18 protein-coding genes are annotated in these 17,659 nt (G+C 39.9%); 6 read left to right on the top strand and 12 right to left on the bottom strand.

The window, feature by feature from the left end; genetic code table 11:
- Nucleotides 1–4: 4 nt before the first annotated feature.
- The 9 genes from CLV32_RS13760 to CLV32_RS13720 all read right to left on the bottom strand — a co-directional run bounded on the left by CLV32_RS13760 (nucleotide 5) and on the right by CLV32_RS13720 (nucleotide 11,980).
- Nucleotides 5–2,959, bottom strand: coding sequence for a SusC/RagA family TonB-linked outer membrane protein (locus CLV32_RS13760; RefSeq protein ID WP_133556458.1), 2,955 nt, complete (start codon nucleotides 2,957–2,959; stop codon nucleotides 5–7).
- Between the two features lie 457 nt (nucleotides 2,960–3,416).
- Nucleotides 3,417–4,427: a LacI family DNA-binding transcriptional regulator gene (locus CLV32_RS13755; RefSeq protein ID WP_133556456.1), complete on the bottom strand. Its 1,011-nt coding sequence runs from the start codon at nucleotides 4,425–4,427 to the stop codon at nucleotides 3,417–3,419.
- A gap of 138 nt (nucleotides 4,428–4,565) precedes the next feature.
- Nucleotides 4,566–5,537: a polyprenyl synthetase family protein gene (locus CLV32_RS13750; RefSeq protein WP_133556454.1), complete on the bottom strand. Its 972-nt coding sequence runs from the start codon at nucleotides 5,535–5,537 to the stop codon at nucleotides 4,566–4,568.
- A 51-nt stretch (nucleotides 5,538–5,588) separates the two neighbouring features.
- Entirely contained in the window at nucleotides 5,589–6,563 is a 975-nt protein-coding gene (locus CLV32_RS13745) for a YpdA family putative bacillithiol disulfide reductase (protein ID WP_133556452.1), read from the bottom strand.
- Between the two features lie 9 nt (nucleotides 6,564–6,572).
- Nucleotides 6,573–7,955 carry an MBL fold metallo-hydrolase gene (locus tag CLV32_RS13740; protein WP_133556450.1) on the bottom strand — a complete coding sequence of 461 codons (1,383 nt, stop codon included), beginning with the start codon at nucleotides 7,953–7,955 and terminating at the stop codon, nucleotides 6,573–6,575.
- A gap of 80 nt (nucleotides 7,956–8,035) precedes the next feature.
- Nucleotides 8,036–9,052, bottom strand: a complete 1,017-nt coding sequence (locus CLV32_RS13735) for an asparaginase (RefSeq protein WP_133557162.1) — start codon at nucleotides 9,050–9,052, stop codon at nucleotides 8,036–8,038.
- A gap of 5 nt (nucleotides 9,053–9,057) precedes the next feature.
- On the bottom strand, nucleotides 9,058–9,825 hold the full coding sequence (locus tag CLV32_RS13730) for a TatD family hydrolase (protein ID WP_133556449.1): 768 nt from the start codon (nucleotides 9,823–9,825) through the stop codon (nucleotides 9,058–9,060).
- Between the two features lie 84 nt (nucleotides 9,826–9,909).
- Nucleotides 9,910–10,890 (bottom strand): FKBP-type peptidyl-prolyl cis-trans isomerase, encoded by a 981-nt coding sequence (locus CLV32_RS13725; RefSeq protein WP_133556447.1) that lies wholly within the window; start codon nucleotides 10,888–10,890, stop codon nucleotides 9,910–9,912.
- 79 nt (nucleotides 10,891–10,969) lie between these two features.
- On the bottom strand, nucleotides 10,970–11,980 hold the full coding sequence (locus tag CLV32_RS13720; protein ID WP_133556445.1) for a DHH family phosphoesterase: 1,011 nt from the start codon (nucleotides 11,978–11,980) through the stop codon (nucleotides 10,970–10,972).
- A 104-nt stretch (nucleotides 11,981–12,084) separates the two neighbouring features.
- Here CLV32_RS13720 and CLV32_RS13715 point away from each other — a divergent pair, with 104 nt between their 5' ends.
- The 3 genes from CLV32_RS13715 to CLV32_RS13705 all read left to right on the top strand — a co-directional run bounded on the left by CLV32_RS13715 (nucleotide 12,085) and on the right by CLV32_RS13705 (nucleotide 13,779).
- Nucleotides 12,085–12,504, top strand: a complete 420-nt coding sequence (locus tag CLV32_RS13715; RefSeq protein ID WP_133556443.1) for a nucleoside-diphosphate kinase — start codon at nucleotides 12,085–12,087, stop codon at nucleotides 12,502–12,504.
- 319 nt (nucleotides 12,505–12,823) lie between these two features.
- Nucleotides 12,824–13,540 (top strand): FKBP-type peptidyl-prolyl cis-trans isomerase, encoded by a 717-nt coding sequence (locus CLV32_RS13710; protein ID WP_133556441.1) that lies wholly within the window; start codon nucleotides 12,824–12,826, stop codon nucleotides 13,538–13,540.
- Between the two features lie 59 nt (nucleotides 13,541–13,599).
- A complete protein-coding gene (locus CLV32_RS13705) occupies nucleotides 13,600–13,779 on the top strand; it encodes a hypothetical protein (RefSeq protein ID WP_133556440.1) in 180 nt (59 codons plus the stop codon).
- 6 nt (nucleotides 13,780–13,785) lie between these two features.
- Here the strand turns inward: CLV32_RS13705 and CLV32_RS13700 are convergent, their stop codons facing one another.
- Together CLV32_RS13700 and recF are read right to left on the bottom strand one after the other, a co-directional pair.
- Nucleotides 13,786–14,076, bottom strand: coding sequence for a DUF721 domain-containing protein (locus tag CLV32_RS13700; protein WP_133556438.1), 291 nt, complete (start codon nucleotides 14,074–14,076; stop codon nucleotides 13,786–13,788).
- Entirely contained in the window at nucleotides 14,069–15,172 is a 1,104-nt protein-coding gene (gene recF / locus CLV32_RS13695) for a DNA replication/repair protein RecF (RefSeq protein ID WP_133557160.1), read from the bottom strand. The genes CLV32_RS13700 and recF overlap by 8 nt, the downstream gene beginning before the upstream one ends.
- A gap of 206 nt (nucleotides 15,173–15,378) precedes the next feature.
- Here recF and CLV32_RS13690 point away from each other — a divergent pair, with 206 nt between their 5' ends.
- From CLV32_RS13690 to ytxJ, 3 genes are all read left to right on the top strand, one after another.
- Nucleotides 15,379–16,047: a tetratricopeptide repeat protein gene (locus CLV32_RS13690; RefSeq protein WP_133556436.1), complete on the top strand. Its 669-nt coding sequence runs from the start codon at nucleotides 15,379–15,381 to the stop codon at nucleotides 16,045–16,047.
- 78 nt (nucleotides 16,048–16,125) lie between these two features.
- A complete protein-coding gene (gene ribH / locus CLV32_RS13685; protein ID WP_133556434.1) occupies nucleotides 16,126–16,617 on the top strand; it encodes a 6,7-dimethyl-8-ribityllumazine synthase in 492 nt (163 codons plus the stop codon).
- 232 nt (nucleotides 16,618–16,849) lie between these two features.
- A complete protein-coding gene (gene ytxJ / locus CLV32_RS13680) occupies nucleotides 16,850–17,182 on the top strand; it encodes a bacillithiol system redox-active protein YtxJ (RefSeq protein WP_133556432.1) in 333 nt (110 codons plus the stop codon).
- Here the strand turns inward: ytxJ and CLV32_RS13675 are convergent.
- On the bottom strand, nucleotides 17,172–17,579 hold the full coding sequence (locus CLV32_RS13675; RefSeq protein WP_133556430.1) for an OsmC family protein: 408 nt from the start codon (nucleotides 17,577–17,579) through the stop codon (nucleotides 17,172–17,174). The two genes, ytxJ and CLV32_RS13675, sit on opposite strands and share 11 nt — an antisense overlap.
- Nucleotides 17,580–17,659 lie beyond the last annotated feature (80 nt).

The raw sequence follows: 17,659 nt of genomic DNA, 5'->3' as shown, positions 1-17,659 counted from the left end.
TTAATTAAAAACCAACATTTAAACCTAATGTGTATGTTCTCGGTCTTGGATACAGCGTGTTATCGATACCTGAAGTTAACTCAGGGTCAATTCCTTTATACTTGCTGATTACAAAAACATTTTGAACGTTTCCAGTGATACGCAAGGTTGTTGCTTTATTTCTGAAGATTTTACCAGCATCATAACCGATACCTACGTTATCCATTTTCAGGAAAGAAGCATTCTTAATGTAGTAATCACTCAAAAACTGACTGTTCTGGAAATTTGTGTTTAGGAAATCGACACCTGCATTGTTAATCAGTCCCGCAGAGCTCATTAAGTTTGCTCTTGTACCGAAATTAGAAGATACGTTGTCATAAACATAATTACCGATGTTAGCTCTTAACACTGTTGACAGCGTCCATTTTTTGTAGTTAAATGATGAGTTGAAACCAAAAGTAAAGTTTGGATCTGGTGCTTTGTAAAAATACTGATCACTTGTGTTAATCACACCGTCGTTGTTTAAATCTTCATACACACCTTCCAATGGTTTTCCGTTGCCATCATAAACTTGTTTATATACAAAGAATGATCCTGGAATCTGATTAACTGCATTATATTTTAAAGTAATACCAGTACCACCAGTGATATTTCCAGCACCCACTTTAGATCCTGGATCAGGGTTCAATGTTAAGTTAGTCACCTTACGTTTATTGTAAGCTACGTTAAAACCAAAGTCCCAGTTTACATCAGCAGATTTTATCGCCTGGAAATTGATACTACCTTCAGCACCTTTAACTTCCATATTACCAACATTTGTGGTCAACAAGTTGTTGAAGTTAGTTCCTACCGGAATATTGATTGTACTTAACAGATCTTTTGTTTTCTTATAGTACGCATCAATAGCACCATAAATTCTTCCTTGTAGGAAACCGTAATCAATACCAGCATTATAAGTAGTAGTTGATTCCCATTTCAAATCAGGGTCATAAGCTGCTGGCGCATAGTAGTTATAAAACTGGTTACCAATCTGGTATTGGCCTGTTGTGCTGCTTGCGTAATATTTAGCAATATAATCGTAATCGCCGATACCGTCTTTATTACCTGTTTGGCCGTAGCTTAATCTCAATTTCAGATCAGACAGTACTTTGCTGTCTTTAAGGAAGTTTTCGCCAATAACTCTCCAAGTTAAGCCCACTGATGGAAAATAACCCCAACGGTTTTCTTCAGAGAATTTAGAAGAAGCATCGGCACGCATTGTTCCTGATAAGATATACTTGTTGGACAATGTATAAATGAACCTACCGTAGTAAGAAAGTAGTTTGTTACGAAGCGTATTATTTGGGAATGTAGGTTGAACCTGCAATTGACCAGTAGCTCTGTAAGACGGCGTGAAGAAATCTGTTTTGCCGTTATCATAATAGCCGTAACCAGCAGTTACATCGAAACGAGAATCAATACTTTCTACGTTTTTAGCATAGTTTAAATAAAACTCTGAGATTTTATCTGAAGTTGTTGCCAGAGATTGTGTATAGCTACCTTGTGTGCTGTAGCTTTGTGCAGCATACTGAGGCACACGTACCTGTCCATAACCTTTAGACACATCATAACCCAAGTTTAAATTAGCATGTAATTCTGGCAAGAAGTGGAATGAATAGTCAAACCTGATGTTACCGATGCTGCGTGCAGCGTTACCATTATTATCCTGTAGTCTCACTAAAGCAACAGGGTTTCTTGGTGCGTTTGGATTTGGCAAAGCGCCTTGCATCCATTCGAAATAGTTTCCAAAAGCATTGGTTGCAGTTACCGATTGTGTCGGATCAAACTGAATTGCTGAACCTACTGCTCCGTTGTTTGCGAAATGTGAATCCGTCAAAGCACCTTTTAAGTTCAAATCAACCTTCAGGTGTTTATCAAAAAACGTTGGGGAAAGACTGATTGATCCGGTAGCACGTTTAAGTCTATCTGTGATTAACAAACCTTGTTGATCAAGGTAACCACCAGATACACGGTAAGGTACACCATGGAAAGCTCCTGAGATGCTCAGGCTATTGTCTGTCGAAAATGCATTCTGATAAATTTCATCCTGCCAATCGGTATTTGAAGAACCAAGATATCCTTTTTGTACTGCAGTACCGTTTGCATTTACATAGGCACGGATCTGGTCAGCAGACAATACAGAAACTTTCTTTGCGATAGTTCCGATAGAATTGTTTGTAGAAAAATTGATCACCGGCGCACCTGATCCACCTTTTTTAGTGGTAATTAAAACAACACCATTTGAAGCTCTTGATCCGTAGATTGCTGTAGCATTCGCATCTTTCAACACGGTGAAAGTTTCGATGTCATTAGGATTGATTAAAGTTAGTGGATTGGCTACGTTGCCCGGACCATTACCACTTAGTGGCACTCCATCAACAACGATCAATGGGTCGTTACTTGCATTTAAAGAAGCACCACCACGGATACGGATTACACTTCCTGCACCTGGCGCACCACCATTTGATGTTACGTTAACGCCGGCTATCTTACCCTGAATTAATTGCTCAGGTGTAGTGATTGTACCTTTTTGAAAGTCTTTAGATCCTACTGTAGTAATAGATCCTGTAAGGTCTTTCTTTTGTGCAGTACCGTAACCGATAACAACGACTTCATTTAATTTTTGTGCATCAGGTTTTAAGTTGATGTTTGCTGTTGTGTTTCCTTGTACGGCTACAACTTGCTCTAACGTAGAATAACCAACAAAGCTAATGCTTAAGGTTACGCTGCCATTGCTCAATCCTGTGATGCGGTAATTTCCCGTAAGGTCGGTAGAGGTACTTTTGTTTAGACTCTTGATTTGAACGGATGCTCCTGGAAGGGGCAGTCCTGTTTCATCCACGACTTTACCGGATAGTGTACCGGTCTGCGCCTGAACCGTGATTGCTGTCAGGGTAAAAAGCAACAGGAGACAAGACTTCATTAGATAAAATACTTTCATATTTTGGACTCGTTTTTAGGTTATATATTTAGTTAATGCTCAGTGTGTATAACACTTGCGGTAAATTTACACCTCAGCCCGATAAATCAAAATTTTATATCATTTTTTATTTTTGGGCGATATTTTATACCATAAAAATTGATTTTTTGACGCAAATATTTTTGGCTACTTTTTTAAAAAATTCAAATTTATCATCACAAAAAACTATAAATCAATTCGTTAAATATCACAAAAACAAGCAAATGTGTGTTTTTTACACTAAGTTAAATTAACGAGTTTTTTCGGGAACGATACCGGGAACGTTCCCGAAAAAATGAGTCATTTTGAAGCGATGAAAAAAATTCGAACCTTAAATTCTGCGTATTTTGGACCAAGTCCTGATTTTTTTTGAAAAAAATCACCCAAAAATTACATGAAATTTAAGCCCAAAAATACTGATAAAAATGAGCTTGAAAAGCTAGGCTCCGGTGGAGTTTCGCTTCACTAATTTGGAGTCCAGGACAACCCTCTTATGTGGGTCTACTGACAGCGGATCTTCGAGCATTTTAAAGAGAAGCTCTGCCGCTTCGATACCGATTTTTGTTGCCGGCTGTGTGATGGTGCTTAATGATGGATTTAGCAACGGCGCGATTTCAAGACTTGAAAAACCAATCACTTTAAGCTGATCAGGAATATTCACATTTAGCTCATAACAAGCGTAATAGGTAGCAAAGGCTAGTCTTTCCACAGAAGTGAACACACCATCGGGCTTAATCTTCTTCAACATGTCTTTCAGGATTACATGGTTCTTCTTATAGCTCTGCGTACAATCAATGATCAGGTCCTCATCAAAAGGAATGTTAAACTTTGCCAAGGCATCTATATACCCTTGCATCCTTGTCTTTCCAATAGATAAATTTTTGTTGATTACCAGGTAAGCGATTCTTTTGCACCCCTGCTTAATTAAATGTTGTATAGCTATGAAGCTACTCTGGTAGTCGTTAGTAATGACTCTGGGCGTAATAATGTCTTCGTACACCCTATCAAAAAAAACGAGCGGCAATCTTTTCTTTGCCAGTTCATTGAGATAGGTATGGTCATTGGCCTCCCCAGACACCGACATAATGATCCCGTCGGCCCGGCCATTGTGGAGGTGACGAATAAAAGACACCTCTTTGGCAAAGTCATCCTCAGTTGCATAGATGAGAATATGATAGCCTTTTTCTCGCGCCACACGTTCAATGCCGTGAATAGCCTGCGAGAAAAAATTATTGGCGAGTTCGGGAACAATAACGGCAATAGTTTTACTGCGTTGTTCCCTCAGGTTACTCGCGTAATGATTAGGTTGGTAATTGAGTTGTTTGGCCATGGACAGAATACGCTCCTTGGTCTCCTTACTGATATCACTGTTATCGCGAAAAGCCCTGGACACAGTAGATGTAGAGAGCCCCAGCGCACGTGCGAGCTCTTTGATATTAATATTATCCATCTACGTTCAATCCCATTAAAAACCGTGATTAATTAGATCGTAAATATAATGTATATTACACACTAACTATTCACATAGTCAGTAAAATTATATATTTAAAAAAAGAATGCTTTCCAGCATAGAAATCAAGCTGTAATTTTATTTCTTTCGTTCAGTGGTAAAGCGAACCAGTTGCTCCAGTCCGGTACGGGCATCACTCTCTTCAAATGTATATAGGATATCGAATGCCTCCTGCTGATATTGTATCATTTTCTGATTGGCATAATGGACACCATCCATTTTATTCACAAAATCTATGATCTGCTGAATTTTTTCAGGTTCATCCTTATGGTTTTTAACCAGGCTGATCATTTTCTTGCGTTCCGTCCGATCTGCACGGTTCAGTGCATAAATCAATGGAAGGGTGACCTTTTTCTCCTTAATATCGATACCCAGGGGCTTGCCCACATCGTCGGTTCCGAAGTCGAATGTATCATCCTTAATCTGAAAAGCTATACCGACCTTTTCGCCAAACAGCCTCATCTTTTCAACCGTTTCTTCGTCGGCCCCGGAGGAAGCTGCTCCACAGGCACAGCAAGAAGCAATAAGAGATGCCGTTTTTTGCCTGATGACATCGAAATAGAGTGATTCACTGATATCCATTCTACGGACCTTCTCTATCTGCAGCAATTCGCCTTCGCTCATCTGCTTAACCGCTTCTGAAACAATTTGCAGTAACCTGAATTCATTGTTGTTTACTGAGAGCAATAGACCCTTCGCCAATAAGTAATCACCAACAAGAACTGCAATTTTATTTTTCCAAAGGGCATTGATTGAAAAGAAGCCACGACGTTCGTATGCATTATCAACAACATCATCGTGCACCAGGGTGGCCGTGTGAAGGAGTTCAACCAGCGCAGCCCCCCTGTGGGTAGACTCCAGGATACCACCGCAAAGCTTTGCGGCAAAGAAAACGAACATAGGCCGGATCTGTTTACCCTTACGTTTTACAATATAATGTGTAATTCTGTTTAATAAAGGGGCATCGCTATGCATAGAGGCTTTGAACTTGCTTTCAAAGACATCAATATCTGCGGCTATGGGTTGTTTAATTTGATTTATTCCTGGCATTCAGGTTAAAAATTTGTGCAAACTTAAAGTAAATTCCACGAAAAGCACATTTTATGCCATAGCTTTTGCACGCAGATGTTCAAATATCTGTGTCGCATGGATCCTTGAGTTCTCTATAAACCATTTGTGGGTATCCATTCCTCCGCATACCACACCTGCGAGGTACAGACCTTCGAGGTTACTTTCCATTGTTTCGGGATTGTATACCGGGCAGTTTATCCCTGCGCCAGACAAGTCTACCCCCAGTCGCTTTAGCATTTCAAAATCAGGGGTATACCCAGTCATGGCGATCACAAAGTCGTTCTCCAGAATTAGTTCTCCATCCGGCGTATTCAAAAAAACCTGATCCGGGGTGATTCTTGTGAGTTCTGAGTTAAAATAGGCTTTGATTTCCCCTTCTTTAATCCTGTTTTCAATATCGGGGCGTACCCAATATTTAACATACGAACCTATTTCAGCATTTCTAATAACTAAAGTAACATTGGCACCCTTTCTATAGGTCTCCAATGCGGCATCTATGGCCGAGTTATTTGCACCAACAACAACCACATTCTGAAATGCATAAAGATGTGGATCCTTATAATAGTGGGTTACTTTTGATAATCCTTCTCCAGGGATATCCATAGAGACAGGCACATCATAAAATCCAGTGGAGATAATGACATTCTTCGCCTGATATTGCTTTTTAGAAGTCGTTACGTGAAAGCTTCCATCCTGCTGTTTGGAAACATTGGAGACCATCTCAAAGAGCTTAATGTTAAGCGCAAACTTCTCAACTACCCTCCTGTAGTACTCAACAGCTTCATTCCTATTCGGTTTTGGATTGATACTAACAAATGGCACATCTCCTATTTCCAGTCGTTGTGAAGTCGAAAAGAAAGTCATGAATACCGGATAGTTATACAGGCTGTTTACCAGGGCTCCTTTGTCGACTACAACATAGCTCAATCCAGTCTTTTTTGCTTCAATCGCGCAGGCAAGTCCTATTGGTCCCGCTCCTACAATCAGGACATCGTACATTTCCATGATCCTATATTAAGCTTTTGCGAGTGTGCTGTTTTTTAAAGCTCCATATCCGCCGGCTATATCAATTACGTTTTCAACGCCCCTGGCCTTTAAGATTGAGGCTGCGATCATTGACCGGTAACCGCCAGCACAATGAATATAATACGTTTGATCTTTTTTAATTTCCGGAGTCCAGTCGTTAATATAATCGAGAGCCATCGGAAGAGAAAAATCCAGGTGTTCAGTAGCATATTCACCGGGCTTACGCACATCGAGTACATTGATTTCCGGATTTTCATCATATAGCAGTTCGAAATCAGCTGCAGAAACAGATGCAATGGTCTCAGTTTCTTTACCTGCATCAATCCATGTCTGGATTCCACCATCAAGATAACCGATAGTGCTATCGTACCCAACACGTGCCAAACGTGTAATTGCTTCTTGTTCCTTTCCAGGCTCGCAGATCAATAGCAATGGTTGTTTCAGATCTGTGATCAATGCACCCACCCATGGGGCAAACTGCCCGCTCAGGCCAATGTTAATGGAGGACGGAATAAAGCCAGCAGCAAAAACCTGAGGATCACGAGTGTCTAGCAGCAAGGCACCAGTATGATTTGCCTGTGCTTCAAATTCGGCAGCATCAAGTGGCTTCAGGCCTTTTTCGTAAACCTGATCCACGCTCTCATAACCATTTTTATTCATGGCAGCATTTTTCGCGAAATATTGCGGTGGCGGAAGAATACCTGAAGTAACTTCCTTTATAAACTCAGCTTTATTAGCGGCCTTAAGTGCGTAATTGACTTCTTTCTGGTGACCGAGGGTATCAAAGGTTTCCTTACTCATATGCTTACCACACGCCGAACCAGCACCATGTGCCGGATACACCAATACCTCATCAGGTAACGTCAAGATTTTATTATGTAAGGAATCATACAGCGTACCTGCCATATCTTCCATGGTCAGTGCACCCTGTTGTACTAAATCCGGCCTGCCAACGTCACCTATAAACAAAGTATCTCCGGTAAAAATACAGTAAGGCTTACCACTTTGATCTTTAAGCAGATAAGTTACGGATTCGTTGGTGTGCCCCGGTGTATGCAATACAGTGATTGTTATCGCACCAAGTTCAAATACTTCTCCGTCTATTGCGATATGAGCAGGAAAGGAGGTTTGCGCGGTAGGCCCATATACGATGGGTGCTCCCGACTGTACCGACAGGTCCAGATGTCCCGATACGAAATCGGCATGAAAATGAGTTTCAAATATATATTTGATTTTTGCGCCGGCCTTTTCTGCCTTTTTTAGATAGGCACTTACTTCTCTTAGGGGATCAATAATGGCTACTTCACCATTACTTTCTACATAATAAGCGGCTTCTGCTAAACACCCAGTGTAAATTTGTTCTATTTTCATGTACATCAGATTTGAACACAAAAATAGGGTTAATAACGGGTATCAGAAGTGATCATGGTTATATTACACAAGTTTTACCGTTAAACACTCAGTTCACCGCGTAGTGATTCTTCCATAGCTATACTCATTCCCCGCCTATCAAGGCCCTTGCCTAACAGGAACATAAGCTTGGTAATTGTTGCTTCAAAGGTCATGTCAAACCCACTAATAATACCCATTTGCTGAAGCTTCTTACTCGTATCGTATTTTCCTAACTCCACCGATCCACCCTGGCATTGAGATATATCTACAATAATCTTTCCTGCATCCAGCGCAGCCTGCAGGCAATCAATAAACCATGACGCCGTTGTCGTATTACCGGACCCAAAGGTTTCCAGAACAATAGCATCTACAGCAGATTTTGTGATCGCTTCCACAGCGTTCTTGTTAATACCAGGGTAGAGTTTCAGTACTCCGATATTGGTATTCATGGTATAATGAACTTCCAGTGCTGCTTTTGGTTGGGCCTGTATATAATTTTTAAAAAAAGAAAGGTGCACACCAGCCTCGGCCAGCTTAGGATAATTTGGAGAACGGAAGGCTTCAAATTTTTCAGAATTGTATTTGATAGACCTGTTGCCACGAAAGAGTTGATAATCGAAATATATACATACTTCAGGAACCATGGCTTTACCAGCTTTTTTTGTAGCTGCAATTTCCAAAGCAGTAATTAAATTCTCCTTCGCATCTGTTCTAATCTCCCCTATGGGAAGCTGCGAACCTGTAAGTACTACGGGTTTAGACAGATTTTCTAACATGAAACTTAGTGCAGATGCAGTATATGCCATCGTGTCTGATCCGTGCAGAATTACGAAACCATCAAAGTCGGCATAATTTGCCTGTATAATACCGGCGAGTTCTGCCCACACGTCGGGATTCATATTCGACGAGTCGAGTATAGGATCAAAAGAATGTACTGCAAGATCATAGTTTAATCGTGCAAGTTCGGGCACATTCTGTTTAATTTGCTCAAAATCAAAAGGGATTAATGCACCGGTTTGCGGATGATTGACCATACCGATGGTACCGCCTGTATAAATGATTAAAATTCGGTTTATGGACATCAGACTTTAAATATCAGTTTGGAATTATGTGTAGTGATTTCTGCTACTTCTTCTAGAGTTACATTATAAATATCTGCAACCTTATTTGCAATGTGGATCAGGTAACTACTTTCGTTAGGTTTCCCTCTAAAAGGCACCGGGGCGAGATAAGGTGAATCTGTTTCCAACACCAGCTTGTTTAACGGTACATATTTAAGCACCTCATCTAATCCGGCCTTTTTATAGGTAACCACGCCTCCTATTCCAAGATAGAAGCCGAGGTCAATAGCGTGAAGCGCTTGATCCAAGTTCCCGGTAAAGCAATGCAGGATACCAAACAGGTCGGGTCCACGTTCCTGTTCAAGCACTTCAAAAACCTCGTCAAAAGCCTCGCGGCAGTGTATTACAATAGGAAGTGCCAGTGACTTAGCCCAACGAATCTGTGTAACAAAGGCAGATTTCTGCTGCTCCAGAGTTGTTTTATCCCAATACAGATCGATCCCAATTTCACCGATAGCATAAATCTTACGTTCTTCAATACTTTCATAGATACCCGCGAGAGACGCTTCATAATTCTCCTTGACATCACATGGATGCAGCCCTGCCATTGCAAAACAATTGTCCGGATAAGCGGCAACAAGCGCATTGATTTTAGGAATAGATTCCAGGTCGACATTGGGAAGAAACAAACGATCGATGTGCTGATCAAAGCAGCGTTGCATCATTTCTACACGTTTTTGCTCATCTGTTTCATAATACAAATGCGTGTGGGTATCTGTTAATAGCATAGCACAAAGCTAATAAAAAAACCCTTTCCGAAAGCTTCGGAAAGGGTTCAATACCTGTAAATTCTATTAAGAATTAAAGGGTTATTATTTTGTTGCCGGCGCAGCTGCTACTGGTGCCGCAGCTCCTGTTGGTTTTTTAATATCCACAACTTCAACTTCAAAAACAAGTGGAGAGAAAGGAGCAATTTGTGGTTGCATACCTGCTTCACCGTATCCTAATCTTGAAGGGATAATAAAAGTTCCTTTACCACCTTTTCCAAGCATTTTCAACGCTTCATCAAAACCTAGAATAGCTCTTCCAATCAGGAAAGGACGTGGTGCATACTGAACTGCCGGGTTATAGGTACCAGCCGCTTCTGCATCTTTTTTAACACTTGTATCGAAGATATTTGCTTTACCGTCAGATTTCTTGGTAGTGAATTTACCAGTGTAGTTGATCATCAGGGTATCTGTAGGTGCAGGTCTTTGTGCGTCTCCTGGCTTCTCAATAACATACTGTAAGCCTGAAGCTGTAGTAGTCATTTTCAAATTATTGTCAGCAATGTATTTTTTGATCTTACCTTCTTCAGAAGATTTACGTTTTTCTACAGAAGCAGCATAGTCTTTCTGGAAGAACTCCTGTGCTTTTTTCTGGAACGTAGAATCTGCTTCACCAGCAGGTTTATGCAATACTTTTTCAATTTTCACAGTGAACACCCAATAGGTGTCTTTTGTACCTACTGGTTTCGGCTGACCGGTTTTCAGTGCCATAGTATCAAGGTTTAACTTGAAAGTTGCACTATCGCCTTCTCCGAAGTTGGTGAGGATGTCATTCATATCACCAGCATATGTTTTTTTGGCAACAGGGAATACCTGAGGTTGCTCCATATCATATGTGCTGTTCATGATAGAATCTTTCTCACTTTTGCGGATGAAGTTTAACTTAACGATATCACCCGGTTGAATTTTTTCGCCACCACCAGATTTATGGATCAGATACAAAGTGCCTCCCGGCGCTTTTTTGTAGTTGTTACAAGCAGCCAGTCCAAGAGTTGCTGCAAAAAGAATTACTAAACTTTTTTTCATTTGACTTTATTTGTTTTGATCGGTTATAATGCTCCCGGGAGCCTTCTTTATTTTACTTTTATTTATTGTGCTAATCCCATCAGGATAACAACTGTGTTCTATATTCAGGTAGAATTGCCTTAAACATCGCAATGGTATCTTCCAACGAATGTTCTGACGCGCCGCCTGCAGCGTTTCTGTGACCTCCACCATTGAAATACTTTTTACAAATTTCGTTTGCCGGAAAATCACCTGTCGAGCGCAAAGATAATTTAACTTTATCAGTTCTCTCAATGATAAATGCAGCCAGTTTGATGCCGTTTATCGAGAGCGCGTAATTCACGATTCCCTCCGTATCTCCAGTTACAATTTTATAATGCGCCAATTCTTCAGCAGTTACCGTTATTATGGCAGTATTGAATTCTCGCATGAGCTCCAGCTTGTTTGTAAGGCAATGCCCCAGAAAGCGTAGCCTGTTCTCTGTGGCGTTATCATAAACCAATTGATGAATCCGCCAATGTTCGGCACCGAGGTCAATCAGGTTTGCTCCGATCCGATATACTTCGGAGGTAGCTGATGGAAAACGGAAAGATCCTGAATCAGTCATGATACCAGTATAAAGACAGGTAGCAATATCCTTATTCATAGATTCGCCGTCTTCAAGTTCATTGACAATAAAATCATACACTAATTGTGCTGCTGCACATGCGTTGATGTTCCAGTGTCTGTAGTCGTCAAAATCTTCGGGCTCCAGGTGATGGTCGATCATCAGTTTATAAGCATCTGCAGCGCGGATCAATTCACCGAGTTCATTAATCCTGCTGAGGGTATTGAAGTCAAGGCAAAAAATCATAGATGCCTCGGCAACAAATTTTTCTGAATCAGCCTTGTTATCCGTATAAATAATTACATCCGAGTTATTAGGCATCCAATGCAGGAAGTACGGATAATCGGTCGGGGTGATCACTTTTACATGATGCCCTTTCTGAATCAGATAAGCATATAATCCTAATGAGGATCCCATCGCATCGCCATCTGGCTTATGGTGCGTGGTAATCACAATCTTCTGTGGCGTAGCCAACAAGTCCTTTAGTTCTGAAAGAGATAGCATAATAAGGGAACAAAGCTAATAATTTAATGATGATTTGAAGCGGATTATATTTCAAGCTTTAATATTAAAAGTATAAAACGTAATTTTGCAAAAAAAACAACAACATGAGTACGAACAGAACATTTACAATGATTAAGCCAGATGCAGTGGCAAACGGACATATTGGTGCAATCATCAATGATATTACTGCTGCAGGATTTAAAATCATTGCTTTGAAATATACTAAACTAACTGCTGAAACTGCGGGCGCTTTTTATGAAGTGCACAAAGAGCGTCCTTTCTATGCTGATCTTGTTAGCTTCATGTCTTCAGGACCAATTGTTGCTGCAATCCTTGAGAAAGACAACGCTATCGAAGACTTCAGAAAACTGATCGGCGCAACTGATCCGGCTAAAGCTGATGCAGGTACTATCCGTCAGAAATATGCAAAATCAATTGATGCAAATGCTGTTCACGGTTCTGATTCGGATGAAAATGCAGAAATTGAAGGTAACTTCTTCTTTACTGCTGCTGAGCGTTTCTAGTTTTCAGAAGGTACGATTTTTAATATATAAGCCTGATTATCGAAAGATAATCAGGCTTGTTTTTTGCTTAGAATATTAATTTGATCATCAAAAAGATAGACCAAGGATAACCCAGACGTTCCCTGCGTTATGTCTGGGTTATCTCTGGGTAACGCCTGTGCCATGCCTGTCAGATACGGAAGGAGTACTGTTTCAGGACAGAATTTACAGTCAAATTAACCCGACATACAAAAACTGTTTACTATTTGCAGTACCAGCGAGCTACATCCTTTATTTTTTACATAAAATTTATAACTTTCGGCCATAATTATCCAACACTATGAAAAGATCAGTGATCGCGATGGGCTTAGTCCTTTTATCAGGAGCCGCAATGGCACAGTCTAAAGGTAAAGTCCCGGTAAAAAAGAAAGTTGTTGCAACATCCAGCCCTGCGGTTTTGCAGATGAAAACAGCGCTGGACTCTGCCAGTTATAGCTTTGGCTCTGCTATGGCCAGCAATTTCAAGGGCAATGGCCTAACCGCCCTAAACTATGATTTACTGGTAAAGGGCCTGAAAGATGCATTTGCAGATAAGACGCCGTTGTTATCAAGAGAAGTAGCACAAGAAGCCATCAACAAAATATTTATTCAAGCGGGGCAGCAAAAATATCAGGGAAAAATCAGCGAAGAGAAATTTTTTCTGGAAAACAACAAAAAGGTAGAAGGTGTAAAAACCACTGCCAGTGGTTTACAATATATGGTAATGAAGGCGGGTAATGGTAAAAAAGCAGCTGTTACAGATACCGTATTGGTTAACTATAAAGGCATGACGTTAAAAGGGCAGGTTTTTGACACTAACGAAGGGAGAGAACCAATTGAACTGCCTTTAAACAGAGTTATTCCCGGCTGGACAGAGGCGCTTCAACTGATGCCTGAAGGATCAAAGTATCGTTTGTTTATCCCTTATCAACTGGCATACGGCGAACGTGGCGCAGGGGAAAACATTCCGCCTTATAGTGCTTTAATCTTTGAAGTAGAACTGGTAAAAATCAAATAAGGAAAGCCAATAGAAAACCTTTGGAATAGATTGTTGTTATAATCCGAAAACCAACAATCATGATTAAAAGATATTTTCCATTGGCAATCGTTGCCTTCCTAACCAGTACATTGGCGAGCTGCTCGCTAATTGAAGGCATTTTTAAAGCAGGCGTTTGGTCTGGCGTAATTATAGTTGTAATTGTGCTTGCACTGATCATCTGGGTAATCAGCAAAATCTTTGGTGGCGGAAGCAGATAGTTTCCGCTACAGAAAGATGATTTCTGTAATAACATCAGAACCGGCTCGTTCATTTAATTTCTGGATGATTCCGGTTCTGACCATTAACAGCTCATTTTTAATGACTGAGGATTCTATCCTAACGAACAGTCGTTTATGTGCAATGTAAATCTGTGTAGTTCTGTTTGCTACAGCCTTTCCCATAATTTCTGGCCATAAGAGAACTATTGACGTTTCGTCAAATTTCCCCTTTAAACGATAAACATTTAACAGCTTACCGATTCCTTCCTTTAGGGTAATATCATTAGGTTTACGCATGTTTAATTGATCCTTTATCTACTTCAAACAAAGTTACGTCAACTTTAATGCTATTAAAAATATTTAAGACCCTTTCCTTACCGGTATCTGTAATAAAGATCTGTCCAAAATCGTGATGGGACACCATTTCCATTAATTTATGCACGCGGCTATCATCCAATTTATCAAAAATATCATCGAGCAATAGCAAAGGCTTAAATCCTTTATGTTTTTGCAAATAGGCATATTGCGCAAGCTTTAAAGCAATCAAAAAAGATTTTTGCTGTCCCTGTGAACCAAACTTCTTCAGTGCCATATCCGTAATTGTAAAAATCAGATCATCCTTATGGATCCCTGTTGTTGTACGTTCTAACACTTTATCTTTTTCTATTGATTGCTTCAACAAATCTTCGAAACTTGTCTCATTGAGTTGAGAAGCATATTGCAGGGTTACCTCTTCCTGATTGTCTGTTAAAAAATGATAGTAATGATTAAACAGCGGAATGAAGTCGAGCATGAATTGTTTCCGCTTTTCAAAAATCTTTTTCCCTGAGCTAATGAGTTGCTCATCAAATATCTCCAGTAAAGCAGGATCATACTTACGTGTTACAGCAATCTGTTTGAACAAAGCATTTCTGTTTAATAAATGCTTATTATATAGAATGAGTTCATCAAGGTACTGGGCATCTGTTTGTGAAATTACGTTATCCATAAAGCGTCTGCGCTCTTCACTCCCATCCAAAATCAGTGTTGTATCATAAGGAGAGATCATCACTAATGGAAAGAGTCCGATATGATTTGCCAGTTTATCATATTCCTTTTTGTTCCGCTTAAACTGCTTTTTCTGGTTGCGTTTAACTCCACAGGTAATCTTCTCCTGCTTTTCCTTGCGCTCAAAGTCGCCCTGAATCAAAAAAAGATCTTCAGAAGTTTTAATCTGCTGGGTATCTATCGGGTTAAAGTATCCCTTACACAGGCATAAATAATGAATAGCATCCAGGAGATTCGTTTTACCGGCTCCATTGTTGCCCACAAATGCATTTACTGTTTTCGAAAAACGAATATCTGCATCTGAATAATTTTTGAAATTTAGTAAAGTGATGTTTTTTAACCACATAGTATCCTGCATCAAAGTTACTGTTTACCTTGCATATATTTAAACATCGAAAAAGAGGGTATGTGCTGCTAAAGTACAGGAGATTTAAAATTTATTTTGTGTCGGCTTCACGCTCAGATAATTAAAGTTTATTTAAATACTAAAAAAAGGGGTTGATACTTTAAGCGAAAAATGTATTTTTGCAATCCTTAATTTTTTTAAATAAAATGTCCACAACAGAAAAAGAAATAAATCAACCGGTAAGAAAGGGTTCTTTTGTATTAGAGAATTCTAAAAGCCTATTATTCATTGCTGCTGCAGTAGTTGTCCTGATTGGGATTTACATCTGGTATCAAAATGTATATTTAAAATCAAGAGCTGAAGAGGCTTCTGCAAAAATGTACAAAGCAGAGCAATACGTTGGGGTTGACTCGCTGGCTACGAAAGCTATAAGCGGAGATTCAGGATATCCGGGATTTGAGCAGATTGCAGATGAGTATGCAAATACAAAATCGGCTAACCTTGCTAATTTGTATTTGGGCGGCATCTATCTGCGTAAAGGAGAATACAAGAAAGCTGCTGAATCTTTGGGTAAATATTCTGAAACAGGTAGTCCAGTTGCAGATCCATTGGCTTTAGGCCTTTTAGGAGATGCCTATAGCGAATTGAAAGATTACAAACAAGCTGCTACTTTTTATAAAAAAGCAGCAGACAAAGCGGCAAATAAATTTACATCACCAATGTTCCTTAAAAAACTTGGTTTAGTAAATGAGCAGCTGAAAGATTTTAAAGGCGCACAGGAAGCTTACGAAAAAATTAAGTCTGAATATCCTACAAGTCAGGAAGCAGCAATGATTGACGAGTATATTGCTAGAGCGCAGGCTCAGGTTAAATAATTTATCTGATCTCATTTTTTACAAAAGGTTAGCAAGTTTTGCTAGCCTTTTTTTATTGGCATTAACTATCTTTGTTCCATGGCAACACAACTAAAAAACCTGTCTGACTTTTCTCATACAACAATTCCTGACGCGAGTCCTTATCGTTTCGCAATCGCAGTTGCAGAATGGAATGCTGAAATTACTGGAAGTCTTTACAATGGTGCACTGAATAAATTGCTCGATCATGGTGTTGCTGCAGACAATATCATATCTGTTGCTGTACCAGGAAGCTTTGAGCTTACAGGAGCCGCAGAACTTTTATTAAATAAGTACCCTGATCTTGATGGTGTGATCTGTCTGGGTTGTATCATACAAGGTGACACACGTCACTTCGACTTTATTTGTGATGCAGTTGCGCAAGGCTGTACGAATGTTGGGATTAAACATAACACACCTGTAATCTTCGGCGTATTAACGACAAATGACCAACAACAGGCGATTGACCGCGCCGGCGGAAAGCATGGCAATAAAGGTGATGAAGCTGCTATTACTGCAATTAAAATGGCTCATCTGGCTGCTACACTTTAAGGTATTGATTTTATTTGTTAAAAATTGTAGCTTAGACAAATCTTTAACAGAGATCTATCAGGTTAACCTTTTAAACATTATCCGATGAAAAAAGTAGCGATATTATTGCTTGGCGTGTTTTTTGCAACAGCCGTATTGCAATCCTGCAGTAACCGTTTATGCCCAGCTTATAGCTCATATCCGGAAGGCAGACAAAGAAGAGGATAATCCTCCATTTAGATAAAGATTAAAGATGCAGTGGAAAAACATAACTGATATCAATCAGATTAACGATATCAAAGATCAGAAAGGCTACAGCCTTATATTTAAGCACAGTACCCGTTGTTCGGTAAGTATGATGGCGAAAAGAAGGTTTGAAATGGATTGGGAGGTAATTCCTGAGGACACAAATCTTTATTTTCTGGATCTTATCAGCTTTAGACCAATTTCTGCTCAGATTGCAGAAACCTTCCAGGTACACCATGAATCACCGCAGATCCTGGTGATCAAAGACGGTGATTGCATACTTGATGCATCTCATGGTGATATCTCTGCCGATGAAGTGGCAAGCGTAATTAGTAATTAAAGGAAACCGTTTGTTTGATGTCCGGGTGTAAGCTTAATGCTACCGGACATGTACGTGCAGATCTTTCAATAATTGCTTTTGTTTTATCTGTATAACCATTATCCGGGAAATGGAAGTCAACAACAATTTCTGCAACTCTTCTAGGCCCATCAACAGCCATAATCTTAGTAATCTCGCAGGTCGTGCCATCTATATTAAAACCATGCTCTCCAGCTGCAATACCCACGATTGTTAACATGCAGTTACCCAGAGAAGTTGCAAGCAAATCCGTAGGAGAAAACGCTTCGCCTTTTCCCTTATTATCCACCGGAGCGTCTGTAATAATCTGATTTCCTGAACGCTCATGGATGGATGTCGTTCTTAACCCACCGTTGTACGTTATTTTTGATGTTGCCATAATTTTCTTTTTAGATAGCAAGGTTAAGATTATTTCCATACTTAATCAAATCTTCAGCTATTCCTGCAACATTACATCAT

The sequence above is a fragment of the Pedobacter duraquae genome (genome assembly GCF_004362245.1).
In the GTDB taxonomy this organism is placed as follows: domain Bacteria; phylum Bacteroidota; class Bacteroidia; order Sphingobacteriales; family Sphingobacteriaceae; genus Pedobacter; species Pedobacter duraquae.
This window is presented reverse-complemented; position numbering and strand designations above follow the sequence as displayed.

What these genes read in the sequence shown, in the direction of transcription:
- CLV32_RS13760 (WP_133556458.1), bottom strand. Translation starts at nt 2,959, where the DNA reads ATGAAAGTATTTTATCTAATGAAGTCTTGTCTCCTGTTGCTTTTTACC.
- CLV32_RS13755 (WP_133556456.1), bottom strand. Translation starts at nt 4,427, where the DNA reads ATGGATAATATTAATATCAAAGAGCTCGCACGTGCGCTGGGGCTCTCT.
- CLV32_RS13750 (WP_133556454.1), bottom strand. Translation starts at nt 5,537, where the DNA reads ATGCCAGGAATAAATCAAATTAAACAACCCATAGCCGCAGATATTGAT.
- CLV32_RS13745 (WP_133556452.1), bottom strand. Translation starts at nt 6,563, where the DNA reads ATGGAAATGTACGATGTCCTGATTGTAGGAGCGGGACCAATAGGACTT.
- CLV32_RS13740 (WP_133556450.1), bottom strand. Translation starts at nt 7,955, where the DNA reads ATGAAAATAGAACAAATTTACACTGGGTGTTTAGCAGAAGCCGCTTAT.
- CLV32_RS13730 (WP_133556449.1), bottom strand. Translation starts at nt 9,825, where the DNA reads ATGCTATTAACAGATACCCACACGCATTTGTATTATGAAACAGATGAG.
- CLV32_RS13725 (WP_133556447.1), bottom strand. Translation starts at nt 10,890, where the DNA reads ATGAAAAAAAGTTTAGTAATTCTTTTTGCAGCAACTCTTGGACTGGCT.
- CLV32_RS13720 (WP_133556445.1), bottom strand. Translation starts at nt 11,980, where the DNA reads ATGCTATCTCTTTCAGAACTAAAGGACTTGTTGGCTACGCCACAGAAG.
- CLV32_RS13715 (WP_133556443.1), top strand. Translation starts at nt 12,085, where the DNA reads ATGAGTACGAACAGAACATTTACAATGATTAAGCCAGATGCAGTGGCA.
- CLV32_RS13710 (WP_133556441.1), top strand. Translation starts at nt 12,824, where the DNA reads ATGAAAAGATCAGTGATCGCGATGGGCTTAGTCCTTTTATCAGGAGCC.
- CLV32_RS13705 (WP_133556440.1), top strand. Translation starts at nt 13,600, where the DNA reads ATGATTAAAAGATATTTTCCATTGGCAATCGTTGCCTTCCTAACCAGT.
- CLV32_RS13700 (WP_133556438.1), bottom strand. Translation starts at nt 14,076, where the DNA reads ATGCGTAAACCTAATGATATTACCCTAAAGGAAGGAATCGGTAAGCTG.
- recF (WP_133557160.1), bottom strand. Translation starts at nt 15,172, where the DNA reads ATGTGGTTAAAAAACATCACTTTACTAAATTTCAAAAATTATTCAGAT.
- CLV32_RS13690 (WP_133556436.1), top strand. Translation starts at nt 15,379, where the DNA reads ATGTCCACAACAGAAAAAGAAATAAATCAACCGGTAAGAAAGGGTTCT.
- ribH (WP_133556434.1), top strand. Translation starts at nt 16,126, where the DNA reads ATGGCAACACAACTAAAAAACCTGTCTGACTTTTCTCATACAACAATT.
- ytxJ (WP_133556432.1), top strand. Translation starts at nt 16,850, where the DNA reads ATGCAGTGGAAAAACATAACTGATATCAATCAGATTAACGATATCAAA.
- CLV32_RS13675 (WP_133556430.1), bottom strand. Translation starts at nt 17,579, where the DNA reads ATGGCAACATCAAAAATAACGTACAACGGTGGGTTAAGAACGACATCC.